Origin of the sequence: Pseudomonas triclosanedens, assembly GCF_026686735.1 — a bacterium.
Lineage (GTDB): Bacteria > Pseudomonadota > Gammaproteobacteria > Pseudomonadales > Pseudomonadaceae > Pseudomonas > Pseudomonas triclosanedens.
The window spans coordinates 4,451,480-4,472,800 of record NZ_CP113432.1 but is presented as its reverse complement, the minus strand read 5'-3'; the positions used below and the strand labels follow the sequence as shown (position 1 = coordinate 4,472,800).

Sequence of the window (21,321 nt, the reverse complement as noted above, 5' to 3'; positions counted from 1 at the left end):
CGATTACCCCGCTGCCGGGCCGACATGGCCCTTGCGCAATGCTTCGATGACCGAGTCTTTCGGGCCGTCGGCGACGATCCGGCCACTGTCGAGCACCAGCAGGCGGTCCACCAGGCTGAGCATCGAGGTGCGGTGGGTGACCAGCAGTACGGTCTTGTCGCGGCAGACGTCATGCAGGCGCTTGCGCAGGATTTCCTCGCTGCTGTTGTCCATTGCGCTGGTGGGCTCGTCGAGCAGCAGGATCGGCGGGTCCAGCAGCAGCGCGCGGGCCATCAGCACCGCCTGGCGCTGGCCGCCGGAAAGCAGCTGGCCGCGCTCGCCCACCGGGCGGTCGAAACCCAGCGGGTGCTGCCGGGCCAGCTCGTTCACGCCGGTCATCTCCGCCACCTCCAGCATCCGTGCGTCGCTGATGTAGCGCGCGCCGAGGGTGAGGTTGTCGCGCAGGCTGCCGGCCAGCAAGGGCAGGTCGTGGGCGACATAGCCGATCTGTTGGCGAAGGTCGGCGACATCGATCTGCCGCAGGTCCAGACCGTCGAGCAGGATCTGGCCTTCATCGGGATGGTAGAAGCCCATCAGCAGGCGCCCGAGGGTGCTCTTGCCCGAGCCGCTCCTGCCGATCAGGCCGACTTTCTCCCCTGGCGCCAGGCGCAGGCTGATGTGGTTCAGCGCGGGGCCGCTCTGGCCCGGATAGGTGAAGCCGAGCTGGCGCACTTCCAGCGCACCGTGCAACTGCGTGCGCTCCAGCGGCCGCTGGCGCGGCTGGCGTTCCTGCGGCAGGGACATCAGGGCATCGGTACTGGTCATTGTCAGGCGTGCCTGCTGGTAGCGCGTGATCAGTCCGGCGATCTGCCCGAGGGGCGCGAGCACGCGGCTATTGAGCATGTAGCTGGCGACCAGCGCGCCGACGCTGAGATCGCCGGCGAGGATGCTGTAGACGCCGGCGACGATCATCGACATGCCGGCGAACTGTTGCAGGAACAGCGTGCCGTTGGTGGCGAGCGCGGAGAGGAAGCGGGCGTGATTGTCCAGCCGGGCCAGCGCGCCGTGGGTGGCTTCCCAGCGGTACTGGCGCTCGCTTTCCGCGCCGCAGGCCTTGAGGGTTTCCAGCCCGCCAAGGGTTTCGATCAGCAGGGCCTGGCGCTCGGCGCCCAGGGTCAGGCTCTTTTGCACGGTGTCGCGCAGGCGGCTCTGGATGATCAGGGCGAAGACGACGGTGAGCGGGAAGGCCAGCAGCGGGATTGCGATCAGCCAGCCGCCGAGCAGGCCGATGACCAGGATCATCAGGATCGAGAAGGGCAGGTCGATCAGGCTGGTCAGCGTCAGCGCGGTGAGGAATTCGCGCAGTCCCTGGAAGTCATGGATGCTCTGCGCGAAGCCGCCGATGGTTTCCGGCCGGGCCTTCATCGACATGCCGGTTATGCGCTCGAACAGGGTCGCCGAGAGCACCACGTCGGTCTTCTTGCCAGCCATGTCCAGCAGGTTGGAACGCAGTACCCGCAGCAACAGCTCGAACATCGTCCCCAGCAGCAGGCCGACGACGAGCACCCAGAGGGTCGAGGTGGCCTGGTTGGGCACCACGCGGTCGTAGGTCTGCATGACGAACAGCGGCACCAGCATGCCCAGCAGGTTGATCAGCAGGCTGGCGACCAGGGCGTCGGTATACAGCCAGCGCGACAGCTTCAGGGTGTCGCGGAACCAGGCTTCGACGCGCGGTACCAGCGGTTTGCGCGCTGCTTCCAGCTCGTGCCGCGGCCGGGCGAACAGGGCCTGGCCGCTGTACTGGGTGGCCAGTTCCTCGGCGGAGACGCTCTGTTCGCCGCCCTCGGTCTCGCACGGCAGGATCAGTGCGTGGCCGTCGTCGCGCCACTGGCGCAGCACCGCACTGCGGCCATCGTTGAGCAGCAGCAGGACGGGCAGATTAAGATTGGAAATGCTCTTCAGCTCGCGGCGCAGCAGGCGCCCCTGGAGCCCGGCACGGGCCGCCGCGCGGGGTAGCAGGCTGGCGGACAGGCGCTGATCGGGCAGCGGCAGTCCCGCCGACAGGCTGTTGCGGCTGACTGCGCAGCCATGCAGGCGGCAGAGAATCAGCAGGCCGTCGAGCAGGGGATCGTCATGGCTCAGGCGCGGGTCGCCGGGCGCCGGTGTGCCGCGCTCCTGGATGATCATGGTCACGCTACTTCCTCCCGGGCCGGGTCGCCGCCTGGCGTCGTGGCGCACCGGCGAGCCCTGGAGGCATGCACCGGCCTGTCGCCGCACGACGGCACCTTGCCCTTTCGTATCGCTTCACGGCTGCGCCCCGCTGCCTGATGGCACGGGGCGGCAAGGACAGCCGTGAGCGACTTTCTTATTTCAGATCAGGCAGGCGTGCCTCGTTCTTCACATCCGAGAGCGCAACCGACTCGTGCGGTGCCACCACGTGCTGGGACTTCAGCAGGTAGCCCATGCTGGCAAGCACGCGGTACATCGAGTACTCCTCGGTGTAACGCACTTCGGTGTAGCGGCGGTTGGCGGTGAACAGTTCGTTCTCGCTGTCCAGCAGGTCGAGCAGGGTGCGCTGGCCCAGGGTGAACTGCTGCTGGTACGCCTCGCGCACCTTGCGGGTGTAGTCGGCGTACTCGCGGGCCGGCTGGGTCTGCTTGCGCGCGTTCTCCATCGCATCCCAGGCCAGCGAAAGGTTCTCGTTGAGCAGCCGCAAGGCGTTGTTGCGCACGTCCTTGGATTCGTCGATCTGGTGTGAGGTGGCGTTCAGGTGAGCCTTGTCGCGCATCCCGTTGAACAGGTTGTAGCGCATCACCACCTGGGCCTCCCAATAGTTGTAATGGCCTTCGTCGCCGTCGACGTTGTTGTTGGCTGCCTTGGCCAGCTCCAGGTCGAAGCGCGGGTAGAAGGGCGCCTTGGCGGCCTCGTACTGGCTTTCCGCGGCGTTCACGTCAGCCTGCGCCGATTTGAGCAGTGGGTTGTCGCTGACCATCGTCTGGCGGGCCGCCAGCATGTCCGCCGGTACTTGTGCCTTGACGGTGGAGGGGGCCTCCAACTGGTCCGGCATCTTGCCGGTGGCGCTATAGAAGTTGGCCTCGGCGTCGGCCAGGTTCACTTCCTCGGTATAGAGATTGTTCTGCGCCAGGGCTAGACGGGCGATGGCCTGGTCGTTGTCGGCGGTGCTGCCGACGCCGCGCTCGCTGCGCAGGCGGATCTGGTCGCCGATACGTTCGTGAGCCTGCAGGTTGTTCTTGGCCAGGGTCACCATCTCGCGGCGCTTGAGCACTTCGAGATAGACCTCCACGGTACGCAGGGCCGCGGTCTCCGAGGTGCCGAGAATACGAAATGCCTTGGAGTTGACGTTGGCTTCGTTGCGCTTGACTTCGTTGGGCGTACCGAAACCGTCGAACAGCATCTGCCGCAGGCGGATTTCAGCATCGCCGCGGTTCATGGTCTCGTCGTTGTGATTGCCGATGGCCCGGGTCGATGGGCTGTCGGTGTTCTCCCGACCGTAGCCCAGAAGAAGGTCGACCGATGGCAGATAGCCCCCTCGGGCGAACTTGAGTTCTTCATCCGCAGTCAGGCGGCTGTTCACGCTCTGACTGATTTCCGGGTGGTACTGCAGTGTGCTTTGAATAGCTTCGGTCAGCGTCATGGCCTGCCCATGAGCGCAAGACACCGCCATAAATACACCGCTCCATAGTGCCGCGTTACGACTGCGCATGGCTTTGCTCCTGGTGTTCTCGTACTTCGATGCTCTTGAATCGCCAATTTATTGGCTTTTTTCTCTTATCAAGCGTTTCACGCCTGTAACATCAGAGCTAAGAACAACTTTTCGAGAAGCTCAGAAGAATTTCTCACATGATTTATTCGGAAAAAGTCTTATGAGGCATGTGAAAAGCAGCACATTGTTAAAGCCTGCAAGCCCTCGAATTTCCTGGGTATGGGCCGGACAGGCGCTTGCAGACGAAGCCAGGTACGGTTTGTAGCAGTTAGGGCGGGGACCACCGCAGAAGGACAAGAAAAAGCGTGGCCAGCATGACAAAAAATTGTCGCTGGCTTTTTGATACCCAAGCGCTAGCAGTCCTTCCGCCTCCTTCGCAGCTTTCTTCGCAACATCCGGAATACAAGCGTGCCGTGGCCTGTTTCGGATACATGCGCGCCGGTGGAGCCGGTGTTGGCAGTGGAGCGGAGGAAGGACTCATGGCTACGTTGATGGGTGTCGTCAGTAAGGTGGTCGGCGAGGTGTTTGCGGTAGCCGCCGATGGATCGCGTCGTCCTTTGGGCCAGGGAGACAAGGTGTTCGTCGGCGAACAACTGGTCACCGGTGCCAACGGTGCGGTAGCGCTGAAGATCGCCGGTGGAGGCGAGATCACGCTCGGGCGCGACAGCTCGCTACCCATGACGCCGCAGTTGCAGGCGGCAGCTCACCACCTGGACGGCGGCGACCAGGCCGTTGCCCAGCAGCCGGTGGCGCCGTCGCAGAAAGACGTTACCGACGTGAAGGCCCTGCAGGCGGCCATCGCCGCGGGCGCCGACCCGACCCAGGCAGCCGAGGCCACCGCCGCCGGCCCCAGCGCTGGCGCCGCCGCCAACGGCAAGCCCGGTGGCGGTCACTCCTTCGTACTGCTGACCGAGACCGCCGGCCACGTTTCACCGGACATCGGCTTCCCCACCGGCCCTATCGGCGGCGGCCCGCTGTTCCCCCATCATGAAGTGGCCGCTCCGTTCGAGCGGGCCGCGACCGAAGCACCCGTCACCCCGCCGCCGGAAGTGCCGCCGCCCACCGAACCGCCGGTGGATGGGCGCCCCAGCGCGGGTCCCGGTGCCGTCGACATCTTCGAAGACAGCCTGCCCGGCGCCGTGCCCGATGGCCATTCCTCGACCCTGGCCGGCAACCTCAGCTACAGCTTCGGCCCCGATGGCGTGGGGGGCTTCAGCTGGAGCACCGCCGGCCTGCCGAACCTGACCTCCGGTGGCGTACCGCTGACCTACAGCCTGAGTGCCGATGGCCATGTGCTGACCGCCAGCGCCAACGGCTCGCCGGTGTTCACCCTGACCCTCACCAATATCAATACCGGCGCCTATGAACTCACCCTGCTGCAGCCGGTGGATCACCCGGTCAAGGGCGTCGAGGACACCCGCAACTTCGGCGTCGGCTTCACTGTCACCGATGGCAATGGGACCACCGCTGGCAGCACGCTGACCGTCGGCATCGTCGATGACGCCCCGCGCGCCGGCCTGTCCGCCTCCAACGAGGTCGACGTGCTACTGCACACCCATGACGCAGACACCATCGGCTCTGCCTTCGACACCTCGACCGCCGACTACAGCTCGGCCTTCCAGGTCTCCGCTGGTTATGGCGCGGACGGCGCCGGCAGTACCGTGTTGACCTACAGCCTGAAACTGGTGGGCGCCGATGGCACTGATTCTGGCCTCACCAGCGGCGATTCCCCTATCTATCTGTACAGCGTGGGCGGCGTGATCGTCGCGTCGACCTCGGCCAGTGCCGCGGGCATCACCAGCGAGAACACCATCTTCTCCCTGTCGGTGAACAGCGGCAGCGGCGTGGTTACGCTGACCCAGTACGGCGCCATCGACCATCAACTGCCGGGCAGCACCTCCAACTACGCCTCGCAGAATGCCGTGCTCGACTCGGGCCTGGTGAAGCTGCAGGGCGACCTCGTGGTCACCGACCGCGATGGAGACAGCGCCAGTTCTTCGAGCTCCATTGATCTGGGCGGACGCGTCTCCTTCTCCGACGACGGCCCGGAAATCCATCCGAGCCCCGAGGCTGACATCAAGCTGCAAGTGGACGAAACCAAGCTGGGTGTCGATGCCAGGATCGATGACGTGTCGACCCTGTTCAACGCCCACTTCGGCGCAGACGGTGCGGGCAAGATCGAATACCAGATCAGCACCACCAACGGCACCGACAGCGGCCTGACGGACACCGCCACCGGCCACCGCATCCTGCTGTTCAACGACGGCAATGGCGGGGTGGTGGGGCGTGTCGAAGGCACCAGCTTCACCGCCTTCACCCTGACCCTGAGCGGCGGTGTGATCACCCTGGATCAACAGCGGGCGCTGGTGCATCCGGTCACTACCAACCCCAATGATCCGCTGAGCATCGACGACGGCAAGATCACCCTCACTGCGACCATCACCGACAAGGACGGCGACAGCGACAGCGCCCAGATCGACCTGGGCAGCAAGCTCACTTTCCTCGACGACGGCCCGTGCATCAAGCCGTGCACCGAGGCCGACATCAAGCTGCAAGTGGACGAAACCAAGCTGGGTGTCGATGCCAGGATCGATGACGTGTCGACCCTGTTCAACGCCCACTTCGGCGCAGACGGTGCGGGCAAGATCGAATATCAGATCAGCACCACCAACGGCACCGACAGCGGCCTGACGGACACCGCCACCGGCCACCGCATCCTGCTGTTCAACGACGGCAATGGCGGGGTGGTGGGGCGTGTCGAAGGCACCAGCTTCACCGCCTTCACCCTGACCCTGAGCGGCGGTGTGATCACCCTGGATCAACAGCGGGCGCTGGTGCATCCGATCACCACCAACCCGAACGATCCACTGAGCATCGACGACGGCAAGATCACCCTCACCGCGACCATCACCGACAAGGATGGCGACAGCGACAGCGCCCAGATCGACCTCGGCAGCAAGCTCACCTTCCTCGACGACGGCCCGTGCATCAAGCCGTGCACCGAGGCCGACATTCGCCTGGAAGTGGACGAGAGCACCCTCAACAGCGATGCGCGTGTCGAGGCCGATGAGGTGGCCAAGCTGTTCACCGCGCACTTCGGTGCGGACGGTCCCGGTAACATCACGCTGCAGGTGCGCACTGTCGATGGCACCGACAGCGGTGTGCGCGAGTCCGCCACTGGCCATCGCATCCTGTTGTTCAACTATGGCAACGGTGTGGTTGGCCGAGTCGAGGGCAGCGGTGAAATCGCCTTCGAGGTCAAGCCCAATGGCGGTGCGCTGGAGCTCGACCAGCGGCTGGCTCTCGTGCATTCGAACAGCAATGATCCTGATGACACGCTAAGCCTGGACAAAGGCAAGATCAGCCTGGTCGCCACCATTACCGACAAGGACGGCGATTCGGATTCGGCGCAAGTCGATCTGGGCAGCAAACTGGTGTTCTATGACGATGGCCCGACCATCAGCCTCGCCGGCAACTTCAGTGGCCACCTGATCGTGGACGAAACCCATCTGGGCGACGACGCTACCGCAAATTTCAGCACCGCGTTCAAGGTGAACACAGGCGCCGACGGCGGCGGCGTGACCTATAGCCTGAGCTCCGCCGCCAACGGCACGCTCACCGGGCTGCAGACCACCGCCGGGCAGAACATCGTGCTGTTCAAGGTCAGCGATACGCAGATCGAGGGCCGCGTCGGCAACATCAATGGCGCAACAGCCTTCACCCTGACCCTCAACAGCAGCACTGGCGACTTGACGCTTGACCAGCAACTGGCGCTCAAGCACCCCAACGGCAGTGACCCGAACGATGCGCTGCACCTGGCCGATAACAAGATTTCGCTGAATGCGACGGTGACCGATGGCGACCTCGACTCCAGGAGCATCAGCCTCGACCTGGGCGGCAAGCTGACTTTCCGCGACGACGGCCCCACCGCGGTGGACGACTCGCCGCGTTGCCTGGTACAGCAGGCGCCGCCGGCGGTGAACCTGACCCTGGTGGTGGATATCTCCGGCAGCATGGCTGGCAACAAGCTGGTGAACGCCAAGGCGGCGCTGGTGAGCATGCTGCAGCAGTACGCGGCAATGGGCATCGCCATCCATGTTTCGCTGGTGACCTTCGAGTCCTCTGCCAGCGACAAGGGCGACTTCAACTTCAGCAGTGCCAGCGACTCGCAGTTCACTTCGCTGGTGAACACCATCAATGGCCTCAGCGCTGGCGGCAACACCAACTACGAGGCGGCGCTGAACCTGGCCAAGTCCAATGTGACTGCCGACATCACCGCGCCGGGGCACGATCCGGCGGCGATCAATCGGGTGTACTTCATCTCCGATGGTGAGCCGACGGTGGGCAATACCAACACTGCCATCACTCAGTGGAAGGCCTTCCTGGCCAACCCCGATGGCGACGGCAACGACAGTACCAACCACGTGGATGCCTTTGCCGTCGGCCTGGGCACCTCGATCACCGATGCGGATCTGGTGGGCATCGACAGCAAGGGCACGCCGATCATCGTCAGTCAGCCCAGCGACCTATCGGCCACGTTGCAGAGCCTGGTGACGGTGGATTCGGTCAGCGGCAACCTGCTGGCCAACGACCTGCCGGTGAGTGCCGACGGCACGGTGCGCATCACCCAGGTCGAGTTCGGTGGCGAGAAGTTCGCTGTCGACACCAACGGCGTGCTTACCAACGTCAACCCCAACGCCACCACGGCCACGGCCACCTACAACTCGACCACCGGCCTGCTGACAGTGCAGACCGCCAACGGCACGCTGACGGTGTACCTCAAGGACGTTGCCGGCCACCAGGCAGGCGACTACACCTACGCCTCCAAGGCTGGCGCGCAGTTCCCGGAGAGCGGGCAGATCAGCGAGGTGTTCAAGTACACCATCATCGACGGCGATGGCGACACCGCCTCGGCCAACCTCAACATCTGCCTGAAGTACGGCCAGTCGATCCTGGTGGTGGGCAGCAACAGCGGCGACGTGGACGGCTCCAGCGTCCCGCACACCGTGCCCAGCCCGCTGGATACGGACAAGGCCGGGCAAATCAACGGCGCGGGCGGCAACGACGTGCTGATCGGCGATGCCGGCGGAGTGTCGGTCTATACCCAGCCGGGCAAGAACTACAACATCTCGCTGATCGTCGACACCTCGGGCAGCATGGCCGACCCGTCCGGCAGCGGCATGTCGCGAATGGAACTGGCCAAGCAGGCACTGACCAACCTGGTGAACCAGATCAAGGGCCACGACGGAGTCATCAACATCAGCCTGGTGTCGTTCAGCGACTCGTCGCACATCGCCACCTACAACGGTCTCAGCGCTGCCAATGTCACCGCGCTGCTGGCCGCCATCAACGCCCTCGGTGCCGGCGGCGGCACCAACTACGAAGCGGCGATGAAGGATGCCAACGGCTGGTTCAAGACCCAGGTAAGCGGCAGTGCGGACGCCGCCCACGGCTATGTCAACCTGGCGTTCTTCCTCACCGACGGCAACCCGACCGTGTACACCGGCGACAACGGCAACACCGGCACCGTCACCAACTACAACGACATCAACAACGCCCTGGTGGCCGGCAACGACATGCTGCACCACGCCGGCACCCTGAGCGGCGCCAACGAGGTAGACGTCAACGCCATCGGCATCGGCAATGGCATCAACAGCAACTACCTGAAGTTCTTCGACAACACCGACAGTACCGGCACCGGCACCCTCATCCTCGACAGCAAGACCATCAGTGCCAGCGTCGGCGAACCGCAGATCATCAACACTGCCGAGCAGTTGCAGGCCGCGTTGCAGGAGGGCTTCAGCACCAGCACGCCGGTAACGGTGGGCAACGACCATCTGGTCGGTGGCGCGGGCAATGACATCATTTTCGGCGACGTGATCAACACCGACCAGTTGGCGTGGGCCGGGCATGCCGCCGGTTCGCACAACGGGCAGGGCTACCAGGCGCTGGTGGATTACCTCACCGCCACCAATGGCAGCGCGCCTACGATTGCCCAGGTATCGAACTACATCGTCCAGCATGCCCAGGACTTCAACGTCGCTGGCGACACCCGCGGTGGCGACGACATCCTGGAAGGCGGAGCCGGCAATGACCTGATGTTCGGCCAGGGCGGCAACGACAAGCTGATTGGCGGACCGGGCGACGACATCATGTTCGGCGGCACCGGGGCGGACGAGTTCATCTGGAAGTCGGGCGACACCGGCCACGATGTCATCAAGGACTTCTCCTTCACCGAAGGCGACACACTGAACCTTGCCGACCTGCTGCAAGGCGAGAGCGAATCGGCCTCGTCGCTGGCGCACTACCTGACCTTCTCGGTCAGCAGCGGCACTACCTCCATTGGCGTCAGCCCCACCAGCGGCGGCACCGTGACCCAGACCATCGACCTGGCCAACGTCGACCTCTCCGCCAAGTACCTGGGCCATGCCGGCAACGGCGTGCTCTCGGCGGGGGACACCCAGACCGTGCTCAACGGCCTGCTCGGCGACCACGCGATCAAGACCGACACCGTCTGATCGCCGTCAAGCCAATGAACGCGCCGCCTCCGGGCGGCGTTTTCATGGGCGGCTGACCAAGGTGGGGCAGGGCGGCGCTATACGGCTGGTGAATGATCGTCGCCTCGCGTCCTCACTGGCGCCTATGCTCGGGCCACGCCTTTCCCTCAATCGAACAACAAGCAACGAGGTTTCCCATGCGCGAAGTGGTGATCGTCGACAGCGTCCGTACCGGCCTGGCCAAGTCCTTCCGTGGCAAGTTCAACATGACCCGTCCGGACGACATGGTCGCCCATTGCATCGACGCGCTGCTGGCGCGCAACGACCTCGACCCGCTGCTGGTGGACGACTGCGTGGTCGGCGCCGGCTCCAACGAGGGCGCCCAGGGCCACAATATCGGCCGCAATGCCGCCGTGCTGTCGCGCCTCGGCACCCATGTCGCCGGCATGACCCTCAACCGCTACTGCTCCTCCGGCCTGCAGGCCATCGCCATCGCCGCCAACCAGGTGGCCTCCGGCTGCAGCGATATCATGGTGGCCGGTGGCGTCGAGTCCATCAGCCTCACCGCCGGCAAGCAGAACCGCGACAACTTCGTCAACCCGCGCCTGGAGGCCGAGTTCCCCGGCATCTACTACCCGATGGGGCAGACCGCCGAGATCGTCGCTCGCCGCTACAACGTCACCCGCGAGGCGCAGGACCTGTACTCTCTGCAAAGCCAGCAGCGCACCGCCCGCGCCCAGGCCGAAGGCCTGTTCAGCGACGAAATCGTGCCGATGAGCGTGAAGTACCTGGTAGAAGACAAGGCCACCGGCGAAAAGAAAGTGCTCGACGGCGTGGTCGACCGCGACGACTGCAACCGCCCCGATACGACCCTGGAGGGCCTGAACTCCCTCAAGCCGGTCTTCGCCGAAGATGGCTCCGTCACCGCCGGCAACGCCTCCCAGCTCTCCGATGGCGCGTCCATGACTCTCATCATGAGCCTGGACAAGGCCCTGGCGCTGGGCCTGAAGCCCAAGGCATTCTTCCGCGGCTTCACCGTCGCCGGCTGCGAGCCGGATGAAATGGGCATCGGCCCGGTGTTCTCGGTACCCAAACTGCTCAAGGCCAAGGGCCTGCAAGTCGCCGACATCGACCTCTGGGAACTCAACGAAGCCTTCGCTTCGCAGTGCCTGTACGCCCGCGACCGCCTGGGCATCGACAACCAGAAGTACAACGTCAACGGCGGCTCCATCTCCATCGGCCACCCCTTCGGCATGACCGGCTCGCGCCAGGTTGGCCACCTGGTGCGCGAACTGCAACGCCGCAACCTGCGCTACGGCATCGTCACCATGTGCGTGGGCGGCGGCATGGGCGCCACTGGCCTGTTCGAAGCGGTGCGCTGAGGCACTCGGCCCTCCCCACGCAGGAGGACCGAACGCAAAAAGCCCCGGCAGCGATGCCGGGGCTTTTCTTTGGCCTCGTTTCGGCCCAGTTCCTGTCGCTACGCTGCGCCTTCGCATACAGGCGCTGGCTATCGGTTGCCAGCAACTCCAGGCAGGCCAGTGTGCCACCCAGCAGCTCAGTTGAAGGCAAACCCAGGTCGGGCGCGCCGGCCAGCCCGTGAAGCACGTTGCGCAAGGTGTCGTGGCGGCATCGCAAATCGCCAAATGTGAGTTTGCGGCCGGAGGATGGAGCAGGGCGTACCGGCCTGGGGTTCCGGCGCATCCGAAGATGCCCTGCACGGCCCGCCCATAACGCAGGTGCAACCGCACAAGGCGTGGAACGCCGGCTCCACGCCTGTTCCGGAATCAGGACGCCAATCCCGAGCCGCCCAGGAGGGGCGGCGCAGCCACGTTAGGGAGTCGCATTGAGGCTATCAATTGAACGGCTCGGCAAAGGCATGGCCTGGGTTTTGCGCCGCGAGGGTGTTTCCGGACAAAAGAAAACCCCGGCCGCCGAGCCGGGGTTTCCTTGGCGCAGGACGGACAATCAGCGCGCGGCGCGGGCGAACAGGCCGGATGCCTGCTGCATGCGGGCGATGTACTGCATCACCTCGCGCTCGGCGTCGAAGCGGGTGAAGTAGGGGCCTTCCAGCGTTCCTTCACGGGTCGAGAAGAAGTACTGGCCATTCACCGCGCTGATCCGGTCGCTGCGGTAATGGGTGGAAGACTGGGTGTCACTGGACCGTTGCCCGAACATGGAGTCGCCTCCTGTACCTAAAGGATTATTACTTCCGAGTGTATGCGGCAAACCCGCGTGTTTCCTGGCTTGCGACGAACGGCAGGGTTCCGTATCAGCGGTGAGACACTTCCCCGGATGGCGACGTTGTCTATGCTCAGAGGCCGGCAGTGTCTGCCGCCGATAGAGCTGAAAGATTTGTTTTGGTTATAAGAAAATCAAAATATATTCTTTTTAACGTATTAAAACCTTGTGCATAGTTGACCTCAACACGAACAAGGAGAGACCCATGAGCTTGCGACTTGGCGACATCGCCCCCGACTTCGAACAGGAATCCAGCGAAGGACGCATCCGCTTCCACGAGTGGCTTGGCAATAGCTGGGGCATTCTGTTCTCCCACCCCGCCGACTTCACTCCGGTGTGCACCACCGAGCTGGGCCTGACCGCCAAGCTGAAGGATCAGTTCGCCGCCAAGGGGGTCAAGGTGATCGCCCTGTCCGTCGACCCGGTGGATTCTCACGTCAAATGGATCGAGGACATCAACGAGACCCAGAACACTGTGGTCAATTTCCCGATCATCGCCGACGCCGACCGCAAGGTGTCGGAGCTGTACGACCTGATCCACCCGAACGCCAACGACACGCTCACCGTGCGTTCGCTGTTCGTCATCGATCCGAACAAGAAGGTGCGCCTGACCATCACCTACCCGGCGAGCACCGGACGCAACTTCAACGAGATCCTGCGGGTGATCGACTCGCTGCAACTGACCGACAACCACAAGGTCGCAACGCCCGGCAACTGGCAGGACGGCGACGATGTGGTGATCGTGCCCTCGCTCAAGGACGAGGATGAAATCCGACAGCGTTTCCCCAAAGGCTACCGCGCGATCAAGCCGTACCTGCGCCTGACGCCGCAACCGAACAAGTAACCCGTAGTGCGCGCGCCGGCCAGCCTGACTCTGGCGTGCGCACCGGGTTCCGACGCTTCAACCTCGAGCAGGGTAATCGGGCCGGTCCTCCGGCCCATTTTTTTCCGTTTCATGCGCGGACCACGCCGCGCTTTTTTATTCAGTTCTGACTCGTCCGCCAGACGGAGAGAAGACGTCAGCCCCCCACGCCAAGGAGAACGACCATGCGTCATTCGAACTGGCGCCGCAGCCTGGCCGTCGCTCTCTTCGCGTGCCTGCCGCTCGGTGCCTACAACAGCTCTGCCCAGGCCGCCGATGCACCGAAAGAGGTGCGTCTGGACTACGCCTACTACGCGCCTACCAGCCTTGTGCTCAAACATTTCGGCTGGCTGGAGGAATCGCTGAAGCCGCAGGGCACCGAGGTGCGCTGGGTATTCAGCCAGGGCAGCAACCGCTCGCTGGAATACCTCAACGCCGGCAGCACCGACTTCGCTTCCACCGCGGGCCTGGCCGCCGTGCTCAGCCGCGCCAACGGCAGCCCGCTGAAAACCGTCTACATCGCCAGCCGCCCGGAGTGGACCGCGCTGGTGGTGCCCAAGGACTCGCCGATCAAGTCCGTCGCCGACCTGAAGGGCAAGAAAATCGCCGCAACCAAGGGCACCGATCCTTATCTGTTCCTCCTGCGCAGCCTGCAGCAGTCCGGTCTGGACAAGAACGACGTGGAGATCGTCCACCTGCAGCACCCGGATGGCCGCGCCGCGCTGGAACAGGGCCGGGTTGACGCCTGGGCGGGGCTGGACCCGCACATGGCGGCGAGCGAGGTGCAGGCCGGCTCGCGGCTGCTCTATCGCAACGTCGGCTTCAACAGCTTCGGCGTGCTCAGTGTCAGCGAGAAGTTCGAGCAATCGCAGCCCGAACTGATCAAGCAGGTGATCGTCGCCTATGAGCGTGCGCGCCAGTGGGTCATCGCCCACCCGGACGAGACCGCCAGCCTGCTCGCCGAGGAAGCCAAGCTGCCGCTGGAAGTGGCCAGGCTGCAACTCTCGCGCACTGACTTCAGCCAGCCGCTGCCGGGCGCAGAGCAGATCGCCGCGCTGAAGGCCGCCGCGCCGATCCTGGTGGATGAGCAACTGGTGCGTCCGGGCACCGATGTGAACAAGGTGGTGGATCAACTGATCGACCCGCAGCTTGCCGGCGATGTCATCGGCAAGCCGCCGCTGGCTCAGGCGGGGCAGTGAGCCATGTCGTCCCAGAGCCTTGCCGCGGGCGCCGAGCGCCGCCGTAGCTGGCGTCCGCGCTGGCCGCGGGCGAACTGGCGGGCCTGGCTTTTGCCGGCGGTGCTGTGCGCGCTGCTCGAATTCGCCGTGCGCATCGGCTGGTTGGCCGAACACCAGATGCCGGCCCCCAGCAGTGTTGCTCTGACGCTCTGGCAACTGGCCCAGGGCGAGCTCTGGCGGCATCTCGCCGCCAGCCTGGCGCGGGTCGCGGCGGGGTTCTTCATCGGTTCGGCAGCGGCGCTGCTGGTCGGCACCTGGGTGGGCCTCAGCCGGCGCGCCGAGGCTTATCTGGAGCCAACCTTCCAGGCGCTGAGGGCAATCCCCAGCCTGGCGTGGGTGCCGTTGCTGCTGTTGTGGCTGGGCATCGACGAGGCGCCGAAGATCGTGCTGATCGCCCTGGGCGCGTTCTTCCCTGTCTATCTCTCGCTGGTGTCGGGTGTGCGCAACGTCGATCGCAAATGGGTCGAGCTGGGCCGCCTGTATCACCTTTCTTCCTTCGCTCTGGTACGGCGCATCCTGCTGCCGGCGGCGCTGCCCAGCCTGTTCACCGGCCTGCGTGGCGCGCTGAGCCTGAGCTGGATGTTCCTGGTAGCCGCTGAGCTGATCGCCGCCACGCGCGGGCTGGGCTACCTGCTCAGCGACGGCCGGGAAACCTCGCGGCCCGACATCGTCATCGCCGCGATCCTGGTGCTGGCGGTGCTCGGCAAGCTCAGCGACGGTCTGCTCAAGGCGCTGGAACAGCGTGCGCTGGCCTGGCGCGACAACTTCATCGGCACGGGAGAGCAGGGATGAGCGCGTTGCTGGAATTGCGGGATATCCGCAAGAGCTTCTCCGGTGTGCGGGTGCTGGACGACGTCAGCCTGAGTCTGGCGGCGGGGGAGGTGGTCAGCCTGCTCGGCCCCAGCGGCTGCGGCAAGAGTACCTTGCTTCGCATCGCCGCCGGGCTGGACGCCGAGTTCACTGGCGAACTGCAGCGCAACCCGCTGCTGGGCTTCGGCCCGGACGGCGACAGTGGCCGTGGCGGTGGGGGAGTCGGCGTGGTGTTCCAGGAACCGCGCCTGCTGCCCTGGCTGACGGTTGCGCAGAACGTCGGTTTCGCCGACGGCTGGCTGGCCGACGATGCCCGCATCGCGCACCTGCTGCGTGACGTCGGGCTGGAAGGCAAGGGCGAGCTGCTGCCCAAGCAACTCTCCGGCGGCATGGCCCAGCGTGCGGCAATTGCCCGCGGCCTCTACGGTCGTCCACAGGTACTGCTGCTCGATGAACCGTTCAGCGCGGTGGATGCTTTCACCCGCATCCGTCTGCAGGACCTGGTCCAGGAGCTGGCAGTGGAGTACGACATCGCCATCCTGCTGGTCACGCACGACCTCGACGAGGCGTTCTACCTGAGCGACCGCGTGCTGCTCCTGGGCGGCACGCCCAGCCGCCTGCGCCGCGAATTCCCCGTCCCGCTGCCACGCCCGCGCGACCGCCGCGCCGTGGAGCTGGCCTACCTGCGCGGCGAAGCGCTGACCGAGCTGCACCAGTCCCACATCATCTGAGGCTCGCTACCCGTCACTGGGTAGCGCTGCGCTCCAGCCATCCCGCGAATTGCGGGCGGTCTTCCCTTTGCCATGCGCCGTGAGTTCTTGGGCTGCTAAAAAAATCGCATAACTAAATGAATAAATAACATTTATTGGAATATGCGATTGCCTGTTAAGGTCTATGCACATTGGTTAGCAGAGCTCTATCAGAATCGCTCTGTAGGTTATAAGGAAGCGTGCAATGTATGTGGTCACCCTTGCCGGCAGTCCCAGCCAGCGTTCCCGTTCCGGCGTGTTGCTGGACATCGCGCGGAACTGGCTGCACCAGCGCGGCGCCGAAGTGCGCTCCTACGCAGTGCGGGATTTCCCGGCGGAAGACCTGCTCCACGCGCGTTTCGATAGCCCGCGGGTGATCGAGTTGATCGAGCAGGTGGCCCGCGCCGACGGCCTGGTGATTGCCACGCCGGTATACAAGGCATCGATTGCCGGCGCGCTGAAGGTTCTGCTGGACCTGCTGCCCGAGCGGGCACTGGCACACAAGGTGGTGCTGCCCCTGGCTACCGGCGGCAGCAACGCCCACATGCTGGCGGTGGACTACGCGCTCAAGCCGGTGCTCGCCGCGCTCAAGGCCCAGGAGACCCTGCATGGCGTGTTCGCCGAAGACAGCCAGGTGCAGTACCCCGAAGGCGATGTCCCGGCTCGCCTGGACCCGGCGCTGGAGTATCGCCTGCAGGACGCCCTGGAACAGTTTCATGGCGCACTGGCGCGGAGGCCGAAACCCATTGACCCGAACCTGCTCAACGAACGGCTGATCAACGCCCGCTGGAGCATCTGACCACTCATTCGACGGAAGCGAACGCCAAGCCCCGACCCGGCAGGCATCGATCTCCGTACAACAAGAAAAGGCCCTCACCGTCCCGTCAACGGGACCGCAGGACCGGCAAGCACACTCGACGAAGGAGCACTCCCATGCGGACCCTCACTTTGCGTAGTGGACTGGCGGCCCTGCTGATTGCGGCCCTGTCCTATAACGCCCAGGCGGATGAACAGCCCGGTACCCTGCGTATCGGCTACCAGAAGTACGGCACCCTGGTGCTGCTCAAGGCTCGCGGCACGCTGGAGAAGCGTCTGGCCGAGCAGGGCGTCAAGGTGCAATGGACCGAATTCCCCGGCGGCCCGCAACTGCTGGAAGGGCTGAACGTTGGCAGCATCGACTTCGGCGTCACCGGCGAAACCCCGCCGGTCTTCGCCCAGGCCGCTGGCGCCGATCTGGTCTACGTCGCCCACGAACCGCCGGCGCCGACCAGCGAAGCGATCCTGCTGCCCAAGGGCTCGCCGATCAAATCCGTCGCCGAGCTCAAGGGCAAGAAGGTCGCTCTGAACAAGGGTTCCAACGTGCATTACCTGCTGGTGCGCGCGCTGGAAAACGCCGGTCTGAAGTACAGCGACATCCAGCCCGTCTACCTGCCGCCGGCCGACGCCCGCGCCGCCTTCGAGCGCGGCAGCGTGGATGCCTGGGTGATCTGGGACCCCTACCAGGCCGCCGCCGAGAAGCAGCTTTCTGCCCGTACGCTGGTGGATGGCACCGGCCTTGTGGACAACCACCAGTTCTACCTCGCCACCCGCCCGTATGCCGAAAAGCATCCGCAGGTGATCACCAGCCTGATCGACGAAGTGCGCTCGGTGGGCGAGTGGTCGCAGCAGAACCCGCAGCAGGTCACCGACCAGGTGGCGCCGCTTCTCGGCCTGCCGGCGGACATCACCCTCACCGCGGTTAAACGGCAGGGCTACGGCGCTCAGCCGATCACCCCGGAAGTCACCGCCGCGCAACAGAAGATCGCCGACACCTTCACCGACCTGAAGCTGATTCCCAAGAAGCTGAGCATCAAGGACGTGGTGTGGACGGCTCCGGCCAAGGTCGCCGCCAGCCAGTAACGCTTTCGCAGGGGCGGGCTCCGCTCCTGCGCAAACAGCACGACGTACACGAATCCCTTCATCGCGCGGCTACGCCACGCCGGCGCGCTCAATCTGGAGTTATTGCGATGAGTCTCGACATCTTCTGGTTCCTGCCGACCCACGGCGACGGCCATTACCTGGGCACCGCCGAAGGCGCCCGCGCCGTGGACCACGGTTATCTGCAGCAGATCGCCCAGGCCGCCGACCGTCTCGGTTTCGGTGGCGTGCTGATCCCCACCGGCCGCTCCTGCGAGGACTCCTGGCTGGTCGCCGCCTCGCTGATCCCGGTGACCCAGCGCCTGAAGTTCCTGGTCGCCCTGCGTCCGGGGATCATCTCCCCGACCGTGGCCGCACGCCAGGCGGCAACCCTCGACCGGCTTTCCGGCGGGCGCGCGCTGTTCAACCTGGTGACCGGCGGCGACCCGGACGAGCTGGCCGGCGACGGCCTGCACCTGAGCCACGCCGAGCGCTACGAAGCCTCGGTCGAATTCACCCGTATCTGGCGCCGCGTACTGGAAGGCGAGACCGTCGACTACGATGGCAAGCACCTGCAGGTGAAGGGCGCCAAGCTGCTCTACCCGCCGATCCAGCAACCGCGCCCGCCACTGTATTTCGGTGGCTCCTCCGATGCCGCCCAGGACCTCGCCGCCGAGCAGGTGGAGCTGTACCTGACCTGGGGCGAACCACCGGCCGCCGTTGCCGAGAAGATCGCCCAGGTACGCGAGAAGGCTGCGAAACAGGGCCGCAGCGTGCGCTTCGGGATTCGCCTGCACGTGATCGTCCGCGAGACCAACGAGGAAGCCTGGAAGGCCGCCGACCGCCTGATCTCGCACCTGGACGACGACACCATCGCCCGCGCCCAGGCCTCGCTGGCGCGCTTCGACTCCGTTGGCCAGCAACGCATGGCCGCCCTGCATGGCGGCAACCGGGATAACCTGGAAGTCAGCCCCAACCTCTGGGCCGGCGTTGGCCTGGTACGCGGCGGCGCCGGTACCGCGCTGGTAGGCGACGGCCCGACCGTGGCGGCCCGCGTGAAGGAGTACGCGGACCTGGGGATCGACACCTTCATCTTCTCCGGCTACCCGCACCTGGAAGAGTCCTACCGGGTCGCCGAGCTGCTGTTCCCGCACCTGGACCTGGCCCAGGCGCAGCAACCGCAGGCGCGCGGCTATGTCAGCCCGTTCGGCGAAATGGTGGCGAATGACATCCTGCCCAAGGCGGCTGCGGCGAGCTGAAGAAAAACGTAGGGCGAATAACGCGCAGTGTTATCCGCCGCCGATGAGCAACGGCGGATGAAGCGTGCCGCTTCATGCGCCCTACGACTGGGGCCCCGCGTTCGCGGGGATGACGGCAGCGCGGTATCTCCGTCCCGTCGCTCCCGCGAATGCGGGAGTCCAGAAACGATGCACAGGTAGAAGCGAAAATGGGAAAGAACTCTCTGAATACAATCGCCCAGCGCCTCGCGCCCTGGGCCCTGCCGGTGGGCCTGGTGGTCATCTGGCAGCTCGCGGTGGAATTCGGCTGGCTGTCCAGCCGCATCCTGCCCGCGCCCAGCGCGGTGGCCGAGGCCGGCTACCACCTGGTGGTCAGCGGCGAGCTCTGGCAACACCTGGCGATCAGTACCTGGCGCGCCGCCGTGGGCTTCCTCATCGGCGGCAGCATCGGCCTGGCCCTGGGCCTGATCACCGGCCTGTCGACGTGGGGCGAGCGTTTCCTCGACAGCTCGGTGCAGATGATCCGCAACGTGCCGCACCTGGCGCTGATCCCGCTGGTGATCCTGTGGTTCGGCATCGACGAGTCGGCGAAGATCTTCCTGGTCGCCCTCGGCACGCTGTTCCCGATCTACCTCAACACCTACCACGGCATCCGCAACATCGATCCGGGCCTGCTGGAAATGTCGCGCAGCTACGGGCTGTCCGGCTTCGCCCTGTTCCGCCAGGTGATCCTGCCCGGTGCGCTGCCCTCGATCCTAGTGGGCGTGCGCTTCGCCCTGGGCTTCATGTGGCTGACCCTGATCGTCGCCGAAACCATTTCCGCCAACTCCGGCATCGGCTACCTGGCGATGAACGCCCGGGAGTTCCTGCAGACCGACGTGGTAGTGCTGGCAATCCTGCTCTATGCGGTGCTCGGCAAACTGGCCGACCTCGCTGCGCGCGGCCTGGAGCGTGTCTGGCTGCGCTGGCACCCGGCCTACCAGGCCAAGGCAGGTGTGGCATGAACGCTATCAACCAACTGCCGCAACAACTCAAGCAGGGCATTCCACTGGTGGTGGAAGGCGTAGCCAAGCGCTTTGGCGACCGCGAGGTGCTCAAGGACATCGACCTGCGCATTCCCGCTGGCCAGTTCGTCGCCATCGTCGGCCGCAGTGGTTGCGGCAAGAGCACGCTGCTGCGCCTGCTGGCCGGTCTCGACACGGCCAGCGAAGGCCAGTTGCTGGCCGGTTCCGCCCCGCTGGAGAGCGCCCGCGAAGGCACTCGCCTGATGTTCCAGGATTCGCGCCTGCTGCCGTGGAAGCGCGTCATCGACAACGTTGGCCTCGGCCTGAAGGGCGACTGGCGTGGCCAGGCGCTGGAAGCCCTGGAAGCGGTCGGCCTGGCCGATCGCGCCAACGAGTGGCCGGCGGGGCTCTCCGGCGGACAGAAACAGCGCGTGGCGCTGGCTCGCGCACTGATCCACCGGCCACGCCTGCTGCTGCTCGACGAGCCGCTGGGTGCGCTGGATGCACTGACCCGCATCGAGATGCAGCAATTGATCGAGCGCCTCTGGCAGCGCCACGGCTTCACCGTGCTGCTGGTGACCCATGACGTCAGCGAGGCGGTCGCCGTCGCCGACCGGGTGATCCTCATCGAGAACGGCGAAATCGGCCTGGACCTGTCCGTCGACCTGCCCCGGCCGCGCGTTCGTGGCTCGGCGCGCCTGGCCGCGCTGGAGGCCGAGGTGCTCGAACGCGTGCTGTCGCTACCAGCCCAGCCGCCCGAGCCGGAACCTGTTTCCCCACTGCCCACGCAACTGCGCTGGGCACTTTGATCCAACGTTCATCCGTATCACGACATTCCCCCAAGGAGCATCGCCATGACCATCAAAGCCATCAACGTCCGCAACCAGTTCAAAGGCACCATCAAGGAAATCGTCGAAGGCGATGTACTGTCGGAAATCGACGTGCAGACCGCCGCCGGCATCGTCACCTCGGTGATCACCACCCGTTCCGTGCGTGAGCTGGAACTGGCCATCGGCAGCGAAGTGATCGCCTTCGTGAAGTCCACCGAGGTGTCCATCGCCAAGCTCTGAGTGCGGCGCTGGA

General features: G+C 65.1%; 15 protein-coding genes. 12 read left to right on the top strand and 3 right to left on the bottom strand.

Annotated elements, in window-relative coordinates:
- Window positions 1-3: 3 nt before the first annotated feature.
- Window positions 4-2,166, bottom strand: a complete 2,163-nt coding sequence (locus tag OU419_RS20695; RefSeq protein WP_254470897.1) for a type I secretion system permease/ATPase — start codon at window positions 2,164-2,166, stop codon at window positions 4-6.
- A gap of 178 nt (window positions 2,167-2,344) precedes the next feature.
- Window positions 2,345-3,703, bottom strand: coding sequence for a TolC family outer membrane protein (locus tag OU419_RS20690; protein ID WP_254470870.1), 1,359 nt, complete (start codon window positions 3,701-3,703; stop codon window positions 2,345-2,347).
- Between the two features lie 479 nt (window positions 3,704-4,182).
- On the opposite strand from OU419_RS20690, the gene OU419_RS20685 reads away from it, so the two are divergent.
- Complete coding sequence (locus OU419_RS20685) at window positions 4,183-10,221, top strand: retention module-containing protein (RefSeq protein ID WP_254503826.1); 6,039 nt, start codon at window positions 4,183-4,185, stop codon at window positions 10,219-10,221.
- A 176-nt stretch (window positions 10,222-10,397) separates the two neighbouring features.
- A complete protein-coding gene (locus OU419_RS20680) occupies window positions 10,398-11,582 on the top strand; it encodes a thiolase family protein (RefSeq protein WP_254474606.1) in 1,185 nt (394 codons plus the stop codon).
- A gap of 586 nt (window positions 11,583-12,168) precedes the next feature.
- On the opposite strand, the gene OU419_RS20675 is transcribed toward OU419_RS20680, so the two are convergent.
- Window positions 12,169-12,378 (bottom strand): DUF6316 family protein, encoded by a 210-nt coding sequence (locus tag OU419_RS20675; RefSeq protein ID WP_254474607.1) that lies wholly within the window; start codon window positions 12,376-12,378, stop codon window positions 12,169-12,171.
- Window positions 12,379-12,646: 268 nt separating this feature from the next.
- Here OU419_RS20675 and OU419_RS20670 point away from each other — a divergent pair, with 268 nt between their 5' ends.
- The 10 genes from OU419_RS20670 to OU419_RS20625 all read left to right on the top strand — a co-directional run bounded on the left by OU419_RS20670 (window position 12,647) and on the right by OU419_RS20625 (window position 21,308).
- Complete coding sequence (locus tag OU419_RS20670; protein WP_254474608.1) at window positions 12,647-13,285, top strand: peroxiredoxin; 639 nt, start codon at window positions 12,647-12,649, stop codon at window positions 13,283-13,285.
- Between the two features lie 203 nt (window positions 13,286-13,488).
- Entirely contained in the window at window positions 13,489-14,502 is a 1,014-nt protein-coding gene (locus OU419_RS20665) for an aliphatic sulfonate ABC transporter substrate-binding protein (protein ID WP_254474609.1), read from the top strand.
- A gap of 3 nt (window positions 14,503-14,505) precedes the next feature.
- Window positions 14,506-15,333 carry an ABC transporter permease gene (locus tag OU419_RS20660; RefSeq protein ID WP_254474611.1) on the top strand — a complete coding sequence of 276 codons (828 nt, stop codon included), beginning with the start codon at window positions 14,506-14,508 and terminating at the stop codon, window positions 15,331-15,333.
- Window positions 15,330-16,082 carry an ABC transporter ATP-binding protein gene (locus OU419_RS20655; protein ID WP_254474613.1) on the top strand — a complete coding sequence of 251 codons (753 nt, stop codon included), beginning with the start codon at window positions 15,330-15,332 and terminating at the stop codon, window positions 16,080-16,082. Before OU419_RS20660 ends, OU419_RS20655 begins: the two co-directional genes overlap by 4 nt.
- A 223-nt stretch (window positions 16,083-16,305) precedes the next feature.
- Complete coding sequence (gene ssuE / locus OU419_RS20650; RefSeq protein WP_254474616.1) at window positions 16,306-16,899, top strand: NADPH-dependent FMN reductase; 594 nt, start codon at window positions 16,306-16,308, stop codon at window positions 16,897-16,899.
- Window positions 16,900-17,033: 134 nt separating this feature from the next.
- Window positions 17,034-17,999: a sulfonate ABC transporter substrate-binding protein gene (locus OU419_RS20645; protein ID WP_254474618.1), complete on the top strand. Its 966-nt coding sequence runs from the start codon at window positions 17,034-17,036 to the stop codon at window positions 17,997-17,999.
- Window positions 18,000-18,106: 107 nt separating this feature from the next.
- Window positions 18,107-19,255, top strand: a complete 1,149-nt coding sequence (gene ssuD, locus OU419_RS20640) for an FMNH2-dependent alkanesulfonate monooxygenase (protein ID WP_254474621.1) — start codon at window positions 18,107-18,109, stop codon at window positions 19,253-19,255.
- A 188-nt stretch (window positions 19,256-19,443) separates the two neighbouring features.
- Window positions 19,444-20,238 carry an aliphatic sulfonate ABC transporter permease SsuC gene (gene ssuC / locus OU419_RS20635; RefSeq protein ID WP_254474623.1) on the top strand — a complete coding sequence of 265 codons (795 nt, stop codon included), beginning with the start codon at window positions 19,444-19,446 and terminating at the stop codon, window positions 20,236-20,238.
- Window positions 20,235-21,047, top strand: a complete 813-nt coding sequence (ssuB, locus tag OU419_RS20630; protein WP_254474626.1) for an aliphatic sulfonates ABC transporter ATP-binding protein — start codon at window positions 20,235-20,237, stop codon at window positions 21,045-21,047. Before ssuC ends, ssuB begins: the two co-directional genes overlap by 4 nt.
- A 45-nt stretch (window positions 21,048-21,092) precedes the next feature.
- Window positions 21,093-21,308: a TOBE domain-containing protein gene (locus OU419_RS20625; protein WP_152224774.1), complete on the top strand. Its 216-nt coding sequence runs from the start codon at window positions 21,093-21,095 to the stop codon at window positions 21,306-21,308.
- Window positions 21,309-21,321: the final 13 nt, after the last annotated feature.